Source organism: Corynebacterium tuberculostearicum (assembly GCF_046097255.1).
Taxonomy (GTDB): Bacteria; Actinomycetota; Actinomycetes; order Mycobacteriales; family Mycobacteriaceae; genus Corynebacterium; species Corynebacterium tuberculostearicum_J.
In genome coordinates this window covers 353,279-366,750 of the sequence record NZ_CP175770.1, presented here as the reverse complement: position 1 = coordinate 366,750, position 13,472 = coordinate 353,279, and the positions used below count along the sequence as shown (strand labels likewise).

The window sequence follows — 13,472 nt, the reverse complement described above, 5'->3', positions numbered from 1 at the left end:
AATCTGAGCCCATGGAAGTTCTACTGGTGCTCATTGGGCTCATGCTGCTGACCGTGTTCGTCGTCGCCATCGGTGACAAGATTGGGCTGCCGTGGCCGGCCCTGCTGACGATTATTACCGCCTGCGCGGTCTTCGTGCCCGGCCTGCCCCAGTTCGAGCCGCCCACCGAGCTCATCCTGCCCATCTTCCTGCCGCCGCTGCTGTGGGCGCTGGCCCGGCGCACCTCGTGGGGCGTTATCCGCGAACAATGGGTCACCATCTTGAGCCTGTCCGTGCTGCTGGTGGTCGCCACCACGCTGGCCGTTGGCTTCACGGCCTATGCCTTCCTGCCCGGCATCAGTCTGGCCGCGGCCATCCTCATCGGTGCGGCCATCGCCCCGCCGGACCCCGTCGCCGTCGATGCCGTGGCCGAGCCCGCCGGCATTCCGCGCCGCATCATCACCACCCTGCAGACCGAGGGCTTGTTTAACGACGCCGCCTCCATCGTCGCCTTCAATCTCGCGCTGACGGCCGTGACCCAAGGCGATGAGCTTTCCTTCGGCGGCGGCGTGCTCAACTTCTTCTACTCCGCATTCGTTGCGTGTGGCCTGGGGTGGGTCGTCGGCCGGCTGGTGGCGCTGTTTATCACCCACGTCCACGACGTCACTGCGCGCAACGCGCTGACCTGGGTGACGCCGTTTGCGGTCTACCTCATCTCGGAGGAACTCGGCGCCTCCGGTGTTATCGCCGTGGTCATCGCGGCCGTGGAGCTTAATTCCCGCGCCGATATCCAGGCCGAGGACCGCCTGTCCGGCCAGTCCTTCTGGGAGACCATCGAGCTGCTCTTTACCGGCGTCGCCTTCGGGCTCATTGGCCTGACGGTCAATACCGCCATCGGCGAAGTGGGATCGGACCTGTGGCATTCCGTGGTGGTGGGCGTCATCTTGTCCCTCGTGGCCTTTATCGTCCGCTTGGTGTGGATGTACATCTATTACCGCATCAACGTCTCCCGCGGCCGCCCGCGCGTGGCGCCGCTGCGCCTGCAGGAGGTGCTGCTGATGACGTGGTCCGGCATGCGCGGCCTCGTCACCCTGGCGCTGGTTTTGTCCATCCCGGCCGGCGTGTTCAGCTTCCACCACGAGCTCGCGGTCATTGCGCTGACCGTCTTGTTGGTCACGATGGTGGTGCCCGGCCTGCTGCTGCCGTGGTTGATGGAGCGCCTCGATCTCACGGAGGCCTCCCAGATCGCCAGCGATAAGATGCGCGCCGCCGTGGTGAGCCGCGCGCGTGCGGCCAGCATCGAGGCCCTGTCGCACTTCCGGCCGGACGGCCACATTACTGCCGACGCCGAGAAGGTCGACCCCGAAATTTCCGCCAACGTGATTCAGTGGTTCGAGGACCGGCTCGGCGATGGCGAGGATGTTTCCGATGACTCCCGCAAGCAGCGCGCCTGGCAGGCCCGCCACGTGGCTCTGGAGGCCCGCCGGACCGCTTTGGCGGCGGCGCAGGAGGAGCTGCTACGCATGCGCGGCGATCGGGCTTATAACCCGGCCATTGTGGACGAGGTGCTCGAGGAAATCGACCGCATGGTCTTGGGCACCAAGCGCCACTAGGCTGGGCGGCATGGATGCCTTCGATTATGCGCAGCTTGAGGACGCGCTGGATTACCTCTACGACTTCCTTGACCAGGACTTAGCGGACCGCGTGCGCACCGAGCGCGAGTTTGTGCCGGCTGGGCTAGAAGGCCTGCTTGCCGACGACTCCCTCGACGACTACGTCTGGCTCTGGATCAAGGACCCAGGCCCGAATGGCTTCCGGCAATACCTGCGCGATGGGGGCTATTCCGAGGCCGAGGTCTCCCAGGCTTTCCTCTGGGCGCGCACCGAATGGGGGATGAATACGCCGCCGCACGTCGCTTGGCTGAAGGCGGATGGCTACGAGCCACCGGTCATCGATTAGGGGAGAGGGGCGTCGGCAAGCGCGGCCGCGCGCCCGTATACAACAGAAATACCGGCTTCGTTGCTATGCAACAGCAACGGCACTATGGCCATAGTCAAAGCTGTACGCCATCCAGGTCGCAGTTCGTCAAAGGTAGCTAAGCAATGCGGTATTTCCCGGCAGCGCGTCCATCAGGTTCTCAACGCTTTTGATGCTGGTGGAATGAAAGCCGTCGTCAACTGACGTGGCCACGCCTACTTATCTACCGTGACTATCTGATCGTCCGGTGCGGAGCCATCCGTGGGGAAGGCCAACGTGAGTGCCTTGGCGAAGTACTCCGCGCGCTTTTCATTACCTTCAGTCTGGTAATGCACGTCATCGCCTGGGAGGAACCATTCGGGGCGAACGTCGGAAGCCCAGTCATAGACAATAAGGTTTGGGTAGCGATCCCGGGCGGCAAGGAGTGCCTTGTTGAAGGGCGCCATGTTGGCATTATCGTAGGGGCCGGAATTGAGGTTGGTCGCGGCAGTCGGCCACAGGACGGGGGCATCCCCCAATAGTTCCATGATCTGGTCCACGCGCCAGCCCTCCTCGCCGGATCCGCCCACGGCGCGGTTGGCGGCGTCGTTCACGCCGGCACCGATGATCCAGCAGGCGTCCTCGCCGTAGCCCTGGTCCAGAAGACGCTGGACAGAATCACGGATAGAGGGATCGCCCTCCAAAGACTCCACGGTGGAGCGTGCACCGGTGACATCAGCCACCACTTCGTGCGCGCCGACGTTCTTGTACGTCACCTGCGCGTTGCGCTGGGGATCGGAGAGGTAGTCATCATCAAACATTCCGATGGACGTGGAATCGCCGACGTGAATGACGGTGGTGCAGCGGGTCTTGCCGTCCTCTGGGGTCGCATTCTCCGCGGAAGGAGAAGCTTGTCCGGAAGCCTTAGCGGAGGAATCTTTCTCCTCTGAGTCGGACGGGGCCGGGCCGTCGCCACCAATCTGGACGCCCATCTGCTGTGCGCCGGGCTGCTCGGCCTGGTTGAGGGAATTATTCCACGCAGCGGGAACGCCCATGGATACTACCGCGGCAAGCAGCGTAGCCGGAATGGCGAGGGCCATGCGCGGCAGCGTATTGCGCTTGTCCCACCATTGTTTCAAGGGCGCGAGTACGCCGTTGCGGCGGACCGGATCCTCCACCAGCGTCCAAGAAATGTGTGCCAGCGCAACGGCCACCACGGTGACCAGCGCAGGATGAGCCCACGGCAGGTTTTCCCACTGGGGAATGAAGACGATGGCGGGCAGGTGCCACAGGTAGATGCCGTAGGAACGCTCACCAATCCAGCGCAGCGGCGTGAGGCCAAAGAACTTGGACGTCAGTGTCCGCTTGTCTAGGGCAGCGGTGATCACTGCGACGCTGGCCGCTGAGAGGGCTAGAAGGCCCCAGTTGTACAGGTGCGGTGAGTAATCTGGCAGCAGCCAGAAGAGGGCGGCGATGCCCAGCACGCCGAGCAGCGCGGCGGGGATGGTGAGCAGGCGCGGCGGAATGCGGTAACCCTGCGCGTTAGTCAGCGCGATGGCCAACGCGGCGCCCAAGAGGATCCCGCCAGCGCGGGTATCGGTGCCCTCATAGACGCGGGTGGCATCGGATCCGGTGTTGAAGAGGAAGGCCATCCAACCAAAAGACACAGCAGCCAGTACCAGCGTGCTGACGACCAATGGGGCGCGCTTGCCGCCGGTGAGCTTAAGAAGCACAAACAACACGAGCGGCCAGAACAGGTAGAACTGTTCCTCCACGGACAGCGACCACATGTGGTCCAGCGGCGCGTGTCCAGCAAAGCGGTCGAAATAGGATTGGCCTTCTGCGATGACATGCCAGTTATTGACATAAAACAGCGAACTTAAGGAGAACCTGGCATTTTCGCCCAGTTTGGGCAGGTCGAAGAAGATAGTGAGTAGCAAAACCGTTACCAGCATGAGCGCAACCGCCGGAACGAGTCGGCGGAAGCGGCGCAACCAGAACGTGGGCAAGCCCAAGCCTTTGCCACGGCGGTAGCTTCGCATCAAGTTTGCGGTGATGAGGTAGCCCGACAACGTAAAAAACATGCCGACACCCAAATAGCCACCTGGCAACCATGCAGGGTTGAGGTGGTAAATCAAAACGCCGAGCACGGCGACGGTCCGAAGGCCGTCGATGGCCGGGACATAGGAGGTGTGTGAATCAACCGGTCTTGGCATGTTCGGGTAACTCCTCGAATGAAGGTACACGTAGGGGATGGCGCTCGCGCCATAGGGGACTCACATACTCTAAACCGTGAAGCGAAAGTCGTTACAACTTCTACACCCTCGGCAGGGTTCGTTCCCCGGCTTGAGGGACATCTGGGGGTGCCGACATTTTTAGGATTGTGAAAGTAGCAGCTTGCGTCGGCGTTGGTTGATGCTTAATCCCTTTCTGCCCCTTAACCCCAAACTAATCCCCAAAACGAAGAAAGTCTCGAGACATCGAAATAGTAACGATGTCTCGAGACTTCACAATGGCGGAGGATGTGGGATTTGAACCCACGAGGGGCGTGAACCCCGCACGCGTTCCAGGCGTGTGACATAGGCCGCTAGTCGAATCCTCCGAGAAGAAACATTAGCAGCCGTGGCAATTATTTTACCAATCGCCAGGTCAGGGCCCATTTTCGGCGATCTAAAGCCGTTTTATGTCGGATGGTCCTTGGATTGCGCGCCGGTGGGCGGTGGCGGCCCATGCGGCCGGAGGCTCATTTGGCTAAACCGGCGCGCGGGCGTTAAAGTATGGGACAGGATTCCGCGTGGCGTCCATCCTCTGAACTCCCCCAGGGCAGGAATGCAGCAAGGGTCAGGAGGCTCTGGCGGGTGCGCGGGGTCCCCTTTTTGTATGGCGTGCGTTACTATTGGGGGCTAAAAGTCGCCCTATACATGGAAGGTAGACATACGCATGTCGCTTCTTACTTTGGAATCGTCCGAACTCGCGGAGCTCGCCGCCCAAGTCCGTAAGGACTACGAGGACCTTAAGGCTAAGGGCCTGAAATTGGACCTGACCCGCGGAAAGCCGGCCAAGGCACAGCTGGACCTCTCCAATGATTTGCTGGCGCTGCCCGGCCAAGGACATTACACCGATGCGGCCGGAAACGACCTGCGTAACTACGGCAACCAAAAGGGCATCAAGGAATTGCGCGACATCTGGGGCAAGCTGACCAACATGGACCCAGAGCTGCTGGTTGCCGCAGACTCTTCCTCGCTGAATATCATGTTCGACCTGATTTCTTGGGCCTTTCTCTTCGGCACCAATGACTCCGCACAGCCGTGGAGCAAGGAAGAAAAACTCAAGTGGATCTGCCCAGTGCCGGGCTATGACCGTCACTTTGCCATCACGGAGCAATTCGGCTTCGAGCTGGTCACGGTGCCGATGGAGGAGGACGGGCCGGATGTAGAGGCCGTCGAAAAGCTGGTGGCGGACCCGGCAGTCAAGGGCATGTGGGTAGTGCCGATGTTCGCCAACCCCACCGGCGCTGTGATTTCTGAGGACAAGGCCCGCCGCCTCGCCCGCATGGAGGCCGGCGCGCCGGATTTCCGCATCGTGTGGGATAACGCCTACGCGGTGCACACCCTGACCGAGGACTTCCCGGAAATCCTGCCGATTCTGGATATCGCAGCGGAGGAAGGCAATCCGAACCGCTTCTGGGCCATGTCTTCTACCTCGAAGATCACCTTCGCGGGCGCGGGAGTGGGTTTCTTCGGCACCTCGGAGGATAACCTCGAGTGGTACCTAGAGCATGCCGGCATTCGCGGCATCGGCCCGAATAAGATCAACCAGCTCGCGCACCACGAGTTCTTCGGCTCCGCAGAAGGGGTGCGCGCGGTGATGCGCCGCCACGCCGCGCTGATTAAGCCTAAGTTCGATGCGGTGCTGCGCATCCTGGAAAAGCGCCTGGGCGAGTACGAGGTGGCGCAGTGGACCAACCCGAAGGGTGGCTACTTCATCTCCCTCGACGTCGTCGACGGCACCGCCAACCGCGTCTGGGAGCTTGCGCGCGACGCCGGCATCCTGCTTACCCAGGCTGGTTCGGCCTTCCCTTATGGCCAGGACGATAATGACCGCAATATCCGCCTCGCCCCAACCCTGCCGCCGCAGGAAGAGGTCGAGGCGGCGATGGATGGCGTCGCTACCTGTGTGCTGCTCGCCGCCGTGGAGAAGTTGGGGGCCTAACATCAACGCCGACGAGTCTGCCCTGTGGCTGAGCGAGATTATCCCGGCTCCGCTGGAGTTCCGCTACGTCGATGAGCGCCGGCTAGGCCTCGCCGCGCTTGCCGACGCCCAATCGCTCGCCCTCACCACCACCTTCAACAACACCGACACCGGCCTGCAGAGCCAGGACGACGGCACCGATGTGCGCTGCGAGCTGTTGACGGTGGCGCGTACCGGGCAGCCCGAGGTGGCCGCCGCCGTAAACGCCGCGGCCGATACTTTCGAAAAGGCCGACGGTCTGCTTCCGGCGCAGCCGGGCGTGATGCTGCCGTCCATCCTCGATGTCCCAGATATCACCGTGCACCACGGCCTGTTCATCGCCCCGTACTTGTGGGGCGGGCAGACCCCGCAGTTTCGCGAGGAGGGCCGCCTGACCCTCATCTTGCAGTTGGTCATGTTGACGGATTCGGAATATGCGTTTGGGGTAGAAGAGGGCGTCGGCAAGCTGCAGGCGGCGGTGGCCGAGCAGGGCATTGACCTGCTGGACTGGTCGCGCGAGGGTTAGCCGGTAAACTGGCTAACCGTGGCTTTATACCGGAAATATCGTCCAGCAACGTTCGCGGAGGTCGTGGGCCAAGAGCAGGTCACCACGCCGCTATCCGCCGCCCTTGATGCAGGGCGCATCAACCACGCCTACCTCTTTTCCGGCCCGCGCGGCTGCGGCAAGACCTCCTCAGCGCGGATTATGGCCCGCTCGCTCAACTGCGAGCACGGGCCGACCTCGACGCCGTGCGGCAAGTGCGATTCCTGCGTCTCCCTCGCCCCCGGCGGTCCCGGCAACCTGGACGTGACGGAGCTCGACGCCGCCTCGCACAACGGCGTGGAGGACATGCGCGAGCTGCGCGACCGCGCCTACTACGCGCCGGCCGAATCGCGCTACCGCATCTTCATTATTGACGAGGCGCATATGATTTCGCCCTCCGGTGCGAACGCGCTGCTCAAGGTGGTGGAGGAGCCGCCCGAGCACGTCATTTTCATCTTCGCGACCACGGAGCCGGAGAAGATCATCGGCACCATTCGCTCGCGTACCCACCACTATCCCTTCCGCCTGCTGACCCCGCCGGCCATGAAGGGCCTGCTGCAGCGCACCGTTGCGGCCGAGGGTGTGCGTGTCGAGGACGCCGTGTACCCCATGGTCATTGAGGCGGGCGGCGGTTCCCCGCGCGATACTTTGTCCCTGCTGGACCAGCTGCTGGCCGGCGCCGGGCCCGATGGTCTGACCTACGACCTTGCCCGGCCGCTTTTGGGTGTCACCGATGTCTCGCTGCTTGACGACGCCATCGAAATCCTCGCCAACCAAGACAAACCCGGCCTCTTCGCGATGGTCGACCACGTCATCGAGGCCGGCCACGACCCGCGCCGCTTCGCCGTCGATTTGCTCGACCGTTTGCGCGATCTGATGATTCTGCAGGCCGTGCCCGGCGCCATCGACGCCGGCCTCGTCTCCGCGCCCACCGACCGCGCCTCGGTGCTTACCGCCCAGGCGCAGCGCTTTTCCGGGCCGCAGCTGACCTACCTGGCATCCACGGTCAACGACCGCATCAGTGACCTCACCGGCGCGACCTCGCCGCGCCTGCTGCTAGAAATCATGTGCGCGCACCTGCTTATCGGGTCCACCGGCCCCGCTGCTGCCGCGCCTGCATCCGCAGCGGCTTCCGCTTCCGCCCCCGCTGCCAATGCTGCCGCGGTCTCGCCCGCGCCGGCTGGCCCTGCGACCCCGGGCGGTGCTCCCGCGGCCAACTCTGCCGTCGCCGGTGCCCAAGACCCCCAGTCCGCCGCTGCTGCCATCATCGCTCGCCGCCGCGCCAAGTCCCAGGAGCAGCAGGCTTCTGCCCCGTCTTCTGCTCCAACCTCTGCACCGGCCGCTCAGCCGCAACCGGATGCGCAGCCGAAGGCGCAACCCGAGCAGCCGGCGGCCGCTGAGCCGCAACGCACGCAGAAGCCTCAGGACCAAGAGCCGCAACCGCAACGGGACGAAGTGGCTGTGGCAAAACAGCCGGCAAAGCAGGAACAGCAGCAAGAGGCTGGGGACCCGTGGCAGCGTGAGCGGCAAATCCCGCAAGCAGAAGCGCCCGCGCAGCAAACGCCGCAGCCGGCACCGGACCAGCAGGAGCGTCGCGAGCCACTGGAGAAGCCTGTGCCGGCCCGCGCGGAGGAATCTGTCCAGGAAACCAAGCCGGAATCTGCGGCGGAGTCTGGCGCAGAGAAGGCGGCGGAGGAGCCGGCGGGTGACTTCGCAGAGGCCGTGAGGGAGAAATGGGTGGCGTTGAGGGGGAGCGTCGGAAAGCGGAATAAGGTGGCCGAAATCATGCTGGCCGAAGCCCGCGTGCTTGGCTTCCGCGATGGCACCCTGACGCTGGGGCACACCACCGGCGCGCTGGCCGAGCGCATCAACGCGCCCGCCAATAATGCCGTCATTGTGGAGGTGCTCAAGGAGGAGTTCCAGCGCGATGTGGCCGTGACCTGTGTGGTGGGCACCGACCCGAAGACCGCCGGTTTCGATGCTCCGCGGCCGCCACAGCGCAAGGAAGCGTGGACGCCGAATCAGCCGGCGCGCGAGCCGGCCGACGACCAGGAGGCGGAGAGTAAGCCGGAAAGCGCGCCCGGGTGGCGCTCACGCATCGCACGGGCGACGCAGGCGGCCAAGCAGCGCGATGAATCGCAGTTCAGCAATGGCGTGCCGCTGCCGCCCGAGCCTGAGCCAGACTTTGGCGCTCCACCCGAGGAGCCGCCGGCCTATACCCGCGATGACGAAGAGCGGGACATGATGGAGGCCGCGCAGTCGACCGGCGAGATGGATCATCGCAGCGCTACCGAGGTAGCTATGGAGCTGCTGGAGCGCGAGCTGGGCGCACGGCGTGCCTAACCGGCAAGCACGGTACACTCGGGCGGTAGCGAAATTTACAGTTGAATTAGAAAGGAAACAACATGGCTGACCAAGACCCAATGCAGCAGGCAAATGACATGAACGATCTCATCGCGCAGGCCGCGCAGGTGCAGGCGGACCTGCAGAAGGCGCAGGAAGAAATCCTCGCCACCAACGTCGAGGGCCAGGCAGGCAACGGCCTGGTTAAGGTGACCATGACCGGCGGCGCCGAGCTCGTGGACCTGCAGATCGATAAGTCCGTCGTGGACCCAGAGGACGTCGACACCCTGCAGGACCTGGTCATGGGCGCGTTCAAGGAGGCTCACGCTGCGGCCGGCCGCCTGGCACAGGAGAAGATTGGCCCGCTGTCCCAGGGCATGGGCGGCCAGGGTGGCCCGTCTTTTGAGGATGTCTTCGGCGGCAACCAGTAGTCCGCGCGATACGATAAAAGGCCGTTGCCCCGGGTGGGGCCGCGGCCTTTTGCTGATTTTGGGAGTAATTGATGTTTGAAGGACCTCTGCAAGACCTCATCGACGAGTTTTCGCGCCTGCCGGGCATCGGGCCGAAGTCGGCGCAGCGCATCGCGTTTCACGTTTTGCACATGGAGCCCGAGGACATCGAGCGGCTGCAGAACGCATTGGGCGCGGTGCGCGACGGCGTGACCTTCTGCCGCATCTGCTGCAATATTTCCCGCGAGGATGTCTGCCGCATCTGCATTAATTCGCAGCGCGACGCCTCGACCATTTGCGTGGTGGAAGAGCCGAAGGATATCCAGGTCATCGAGCGCACCGGCGAGTATGAGGGCCGCTACCACGTCTTGGGTGGCGCGCTGGACCCGCTGGCGAATGTGGGCCCGCGCGATTTGAATATTTCCACGCTGCTGCAGCGCCTCGGTGGTGTGCTGCCGGACCGCGAGCTGGCGGATTCCACCCCTGAAGCCCCGCTTTACGACGCCACCCCCACCATTCACGAAGTCATCCTCGCCACCGACCCCAATACGGAGGGCGAAGCCACCGCCGCATACCTGGTGCGGTTGCTGCGCGACTTCCCTGATTTGAAGATCACCAGATTGGCCTCCGGCATGCCGCTCGGAGGCGATCTGGAGTTCGTGGACGAGCTCACCTTGTCCCGCGCGCTCTCTGGCCGCCTGACCATTTAGCGCGGGCTAGGGGACGGCGGCCGTGGGCCCGGTTCGCCCGCGGCCGGTGAACACTGGCGGCCCGTGTGCTTTGCTTGCCGTCCCGTTATCTGCGCTGCTGTGTAAACCGCTGTGGCCGCTATGCATGCTGCTTGGCGAAGCGTTGTGCCGGCTGGCGGGCGGAAGCCAGGCGATTCGGCCATTGACGCGGGCCATGCGGCCGCGGCCCGGCAGGCCGTTGATGGAGTTGTGATATGGGCACAGCAGCGTCATGTTTTCGGGGTGGGTGAGGCCGCCGCGGGAGTATTCGAAGAGGTGGTGGGCTTGGCATTCGGAGGCGGGGCGTCGGCAAGCGGGCCAGGCGCAGCGGGCGCCTTCGGCCTCGAGCATGCGGCGCTGCTTCGCGGAGGCCTGCCGGGTGCGGTAGAGGTTGACCGGCCCGCGCTCGGGGTGGATGAGCGTGAAAAGGCCGGCGCCGGCGAGGGTGCGGCGGACGAGTTCGGCGCCGGTGATGGTAGCGCCGTTGGTGAGAGCGAGGCGGATGTCGTCGCCGTCGCCGGCCAGGATTTTCAGGTAATCCGGCAGCTCGATGATGACATTGGTGGTCACGGTCGCGGGCGCGGCGGCGCGGGAACCGGTGAGCCAGGCCAGCGGGTCGGATTTGGCGGCGGCCCAGATATCGGCCATCTGCGCGGCGGGGCCGGTGAAACTCAGGGTGGTTTTCTCGCCGTGCATGATGCGGCGGCCGCCGTCTTCGCGCTCGGGCGGCGGGTTGATTTCGCGCAGCAGCCGCGTCGCCGCGCGCGAGACCTGCGCGGTGGTGCCGGCGGTGGCGCATAGCTTCTCGCGGAATTGCCAGCGCTTGGTGGGGTCAGAAATGCCGCGCGAGCGGCGGGCGATGAGCGCGAGGGTTTCCAGGCTGTGCTGGTTGCGGCGCGCGGCGGCCAGGGCGCGGGATTGATAGCGCGAGTGGCTGGTGGGCGAGAGGAAGGCCGCGGCGGTGCGGCGCACGGTGCGCGCTTGGTCCGCGGGCAGGGGCAGGCTGGAGGCGGCGTGGGCCTCTTCGAGAAGTTCCACGCCGCGCTTAGCGATGTCGCCCAGCTGCTCCAATAACGTCATGCCCCGCAGCCTATGAGCGGGGGCACGCGCCTACAAGGGGAAGCGGCCGAGCCTGTGGATAACTCGGGGGTTGTGGGGCCGCCGGGCGAAGTTATCCACAGGCGCGGGCCTATCTTTGGGAGCGCGGGGGCTCGGAGGCGTTAAAACGTTCGACGCGCAGGCGGTCGACGGCCGGGATCTCAATCGGTTCGAGGTCCGCGAGGGCCACGCCCATGGCCTGGGCGAGGAGGAGATCGGCCAGCTGCGGGTTTCGAGCCAGCGCCGGGCCGTGCATATAGGTGGCGATGACGCTGTCTTGGACGGCGCCTTCGTAGGTGCGCTGGGCGGAGCCGTCGCTCAGATCGGCGGTGGCGGCCTGGTCGGCATTGCCATTGCCGCGGGTGAGCGTGCCGAGCGGCTGCGCGGAGGGGCCGAGGATGGTGGCGCCTAGGTGGTTTTCAAAACCGGTCAGCGGCTCGGTGAGGTCAGCGGTGACACCGGCGCGGGTGGGCTCGGAGGCTACCTCGCCGATGGCGCGGTCCTGCATGCCGGCCGTGGTGGCGTCGAGCAGCCCGACGCCGTCGACGATGCGGCCGGAGGCGCGGAAGGATTCGCCCAGGACCTGCAGACCGGCGCAAATGGCAAAGACGGGGCGGCCGGCGTTAGCGGCGCGGGTGAGGCCGCCATCGGAAATCAGGTGGTCCGCGGCCAGGATCTGCGCGGTATCTTCGCCGCCGCCGAGGGTGTAGATATCCAGCGTCTCGGGCACGGGCTCGCCCAAGCGGATGGGGTGAATCTCCGCCTCGAAGCCGCGCATGCGGGCGCGCTGGCGCAGGACGAGGGCGTTGCCGTCGTCGCCGTAGGTACCGAGGACGTCGGGAAGCACTAGGCCGATATTAAGCATTGGTGGCCTCCTTGGAAAGCGCCTTCTTCAAATCGCGGAAGGCGGTGTAGTTGGCGAGGACCTCGATGCGGCCCTCCGGGCAGGCGGCGAGCGCGTCCATCGGGTCCGGGATGAGCTCGTGGGAAATATCGGCGTAGACCAGGCGCACGGCCAGGTCGGTGCCGCGCTCGCCGGCGGCCTTGACGCTTAAGCCATTGAAGCCTTCGAATTTCACGTCCCACAGCCAGGACATGTCGATGCCATCGGCCACCTGGCCGTTGGTGGCGATGACCAGGCCATCGGCGCTGCGGTCCACCATGGACAGGGCTTCTTGCCAGCCGGCCGGGTTCTTGGCCAGCAGCAGGCGAATTTCGCGGCCCTTCCAGTGGATGGTGGAGTAGCGGCCGGCGACGTCGTCGATGCCCTCGGCGGCCGCAATGGCCTTATCGAGGTCCACACCGAAGCCCTGCACGGCCGCGGCAATGGCTTGGGCGGCGTTGCCCCGGTTCGCGCGGCCGGGCAGCGCCAGGTTCAGCGGGCGCTTGGCGGTCGGGGTGATGATGCCATGCTTATCGACGCCCCAGGTAGGCTGCGGCCGGCGGAATTCGCGGCCGTCGGCAAGCGGCTTAACGGCGTACCAGTCATCCTCGGTGCGCACGACGTGCCCGCCGGTGCGTGGGCAGGTGACGGAATCGCCGAGCCAGCCGGCGCCGGCCGAGACCCAAATGACATTCTTGGCGTCATAGGCCACGGAGGTCATGAGCACGTCGTCGCAATTGGCGATGACGAGCATGTCTGGGTGAGCCTCCACGGCGCCGCGCAGGGCGCGCTCAATCTTGTTGATTTCGCCCACGCGGTCCAGCTGGTCGCGGGTGAGGTTGAGCAGGACTAGGGCCTGCGGGTTGAGGTTATCGGCTACGTGGGGCACGTGGAGCTCGTCTACCTCGAGGACCAGGTGGGAGGCATCTTTGCCGGCCATGAGCGCGGAGATGATGCCGGCGTCCATGTTGTCGCCGCCGTCGTTGGTGGCTACGGTGTGCTCGGCGCGGACAGCGGCGGCCAACATGCGGGTGGTGGTGGACTTGCCGTTGGTGCCGGTAACCAGCACGGCCGGACGCCCACCGCCCAGGTTGGTCATGATGGAAGGGTCAATGGCATTGGCGATTAGACCACCGATCATTCCGCCGGCGCCACGGCCGGTGGCGCGGGAAGCGGTGGTGGCCAGCTTCGCGGCGGTAGTGGCGGTGGTGGTGCGCAACTTCTTCAGCGCACCCGGGACTCTAAAACTCATGTCCCCTAGG

Annotated in this window: 12 protein-coding genes, 1 tRNA gene and 1 other RNA gene; 9 read left to right on the top strand and 5 right to left on the bottom strand. The window is 64.9% G+C overall.

What is annotated here, in order from left to right:
* Nucleotides 1-11: 11 nt before the first annotated feature.
* From ACKFRY_RS01890 to ACKFRY_RS01880, 3 genes are all read left to right on the top strand, one after another.
* Complete coding sequence (locus ACKFRY_RS01890) at nt 12-1,592, top strand: sodium:proton antiporter (RefSeq protein WP_250413145.1); 1,581 nt, start codon at nt 12-14, stop codon at nt 1,590-1,592.
* A gap of 10 nt (nt 1,593-1,602) precedes the next feature.
* Complete coding sequence (locus ACKFRY_RS01885) at nt 1,603-1,938, top strand: hypothetical protein (protein ID WP_250413144.1); 336 nt, start codon at nt 1,603-1,605, stop codon at nt 1,936-1,938.
* A gap of 84 nt (nt 1,939-2,022) precedes the next feature.
* Nucleotides 2,023-2,160 carry a helix-turn-helix domain-containing protein gene (locus tag ACKFRY_RS01880; protein WP_408923072.1) on the top strand — a complete coding sequence of 46 codons (138 nt, stop codon included), beginning with the start codon at nt 2,023-2,025 and terminating at the stop codon, nt 2,158-2,160.
* 11 nt (nt 2,161-2,171) lie between these two features.
* On the opposite strand, the gene ACKFRY_RS01875 is transcribed toward ACKFRY_RS01880, so the two are convergent.
* Both ACKFRY_RS01875 and ACKFRY_RS01870 read right to left on the bottom strand, forming a co-directional pair.
* Nucleotides 2,172-4,151 (bottom strand): acyltransferase family protein, encoded by a 1,980-nt coding sequence (locus ACKFRY_RS01875; RefSeq protein ID WP_408923071.1) that lies wholly within the window; start codon nt 4,149-4,151, stop codon nt 2,172-2,174.
* Nucleotides 4,152-4,448: 297 nt separating this feature from the next.
* A tRNA-Ser gene (locus tag ACKFRY_RS01870) sits at nt 4,449-4,537 on the bottom strand.
* Nucleotides 4,538-4,716: 179 nt separating this feature from the next.
* Between ACKFRY_RS01870 and ffs the strand changes: the two genes are divergently transcribed.
* From ffs to recR, 6 genes are all read left to right on the top strand, one after another.
* Nucleotides 4,717-4,815: signal recognition particle sRNA small type (gene ffs / locus ACKFRY_RS01865), an RNA gene on the top strand.
* Between the two features lie 60 nt (nt 4,816-4,875).
* Entirely contained in the window at nt 4,876-6,147 is a 1,272-nt protein-coding gene (locus tag ACKFRY_RS01860; RefSeq protein ID WP_408923070.1) for an aminotransferase class I/II-fold pyridoxal phosphate-dependent enzyme, read from the top strand.
* Nucleotides 6,095-6,691 carry a hypothetical protein gene (locus ACKFRY_RS01855; protein ID WP_408923069.1) on the top strand — a complete coding sequence of 199 codons (597 nt, stop codon included), beginning with the start codon at nt 6,095-6,097 and terminating at the stop codon, nt 6,689-6,691. The genes ACKFRY_RS01860 and ACKFRY_RS01855 overlap by 53 nt, the downstream gene beginning before the upstream one ends.
* Nucleotides 6,692-6,709: 18 nt before the next feature.
* Nucleotides 6,710-9,052 carry a DNA polymerase III subunit gamma and tau gene (locus ACKFRY_RS01850; RefSeq protein ID WP_408923068.1) on the top strand — a complete coding sequence of 781 codons (2,343 nt, stop codon included), beginning with the start codon at nt 6,710-6,712 and terminating at the stop codon, nt 9,050-9,052.
* 62 nt (nt 9,053-9,114) lie between these two features.
* Complete coding sequence (locus tag ACKFRY_RS01845; RefSeq protein ID WP_005327377.1) at nt 9,115-9,483, top strand: YbaB/EbfC family nucleoid-associated protein; 369 nt, start codon at nt 9,115-9,117, stop codon at nt 9,481-9,483.
* Nucleotides 9,484-9,554: 71 nt separating this feature from the next.
* Nucleotides 9,555-10,211 carry a recombination mediator RecR gene (gene recR / locus ACKFRY_RS01840; RefSeq protein ID WP_005323161.1) on the top strand — a complete coding sequence of 219 codons (657 nt, stop codon included), beginning with the start codon at nt 9,555-9,557 and terminating at the stop codon, nt 10,209-10,211.
* Between the two features lie 6 nt (nt 10,212-10,217).
* On the opposite strand, the gene ACKFRY_RS01835 is transcribed toward recR, so the two are convergent.
* The 3 genes from ACKFRY_RS01835 to ACKFRY_RS01825 all read right to left on the bottom strand — a co-directional run bounded on the left by ACKFRY_RS01835 (nt 10,218) and on the right by ACKFRY_RS01825 (nt 13,462).
* Nucleotides 10,218-11,309 carry an HNH endonuclease signature motif containing protein gene (locus ACKFRY_RS01835; RefSeq protein WP_200436062.1) on the bottom strand — a complete coding sequence of 364 codons (1,092 nt, stop codon included), beginning with the start codon at nt 11,307-11,309 and terminating at the stop codon, nt 10,218-10,220.
* Between the two features lie 109 nt (nt 11,310-11,418).
* The gene (locus ACKFRY_RS01830) at nt 11,419-12,192 is read right to left on the bottom strand and encodes a type 1 glutamine amidotransferase (protein WP_408923067.1); all 774 of its coding nucleotides are present in this window, start codon (nt 12,190-12,192) and stop codon (nt 11,419-11,421) included.
* Nucleotides 12,185-13,462, bottom strand: a complete 1,278-nt coding sequence (locus ACKFRY_RS01825; protein ID WP_005323158.1) for a MurT ligase domain-containing protein — start codon at nt 13,460-13,462, stop codon at nt 12,185-12,187. The genes ACKFRY_RS01830 and ACKFRY_RS01825 overlap by 8 nt, the downstream gene beginning before the upstream one ends.
* Nucleotides 13,463-13,472 lie beyond the last annotated feature (10 nt).

Coding starts and splice junctions, on each gene's coding strand:
- ACKFRY_RS01825 (WP_005323158.1), bottom strand. CDS start 13,462: ATGAGTTTTAGAGTCCCGGGTGCGCTGAAGAAGTTGCGCACCACCACC.
- ACKFRY_RS01860 (WP_408923070.1), top strand. CDS start 4,876: ATGTCGCTTCTTACTTTGGAATCGTCCGAACTCGCGGAGCTCGCCGCC.
- ACKFRY_RS01830 (WP_408923067.1), bottom strand. CDS start 12,192: ATGCTTAATATCGGCCTAGTGCTTCCCGACGTCCTCGGTACCTACGGC.
- ACKFRY_RS01880 (WP_408923072.1), top strand. CDS start 2,023: ATGGCCATAGTCAAAGCTGTACGCCATCCAGGTCGCAGTTCGTCAAAG.
- ACKFRY_RS01890 (WP_250413145.1), top strand. CDS start 12: ATGGAAGTTCTACTGGTGCTCATTGGGCTCATGCTGCTGACCGTGTTC.
- ACKFRY_RS01835 (WP_200436062.1), bottom strand. CDS start 11,309: ATGACGTTATTGGAGCAGCTGGGCGACATCGCTAAGCGCGGCGTGGAA.
- ACKFRY_RS01855 (WP_408923069.1), top strand. CDS start 6,095: ATGGCGTCGCTACCTGTGTGCTGCTCGCCGCCGTGGAGAAGTTGGGGG.
- recR (WP_005323161.1), top strand. CDS start 9,555: ATGTTTGAAGGACCTCTGCAAGACCTCATCGACGAGTTTTCGCGCCTG.
- ACKFRY_RS01875 (WP_408923071.1), bottom strand. CDS start 4,151: ATGCCAAGACCGGTTGATTCACACACCTCCTATGTCCCGGCCATCGAC.
- ACKFRY_RS01845 (WP_005327377.1), top strand. CDS start 9,115: ATGGCTGACCAAGACCCAATGCAGCAGGCAAATGACATGAACGATCTC.
- ACKFRY_RS01885 (WP_250413144.1), top strand. CDS start 1,603: ATGGATGCCTTCGATTATGCGCAGCTTGAGGACGCGCTGGATTACCTC.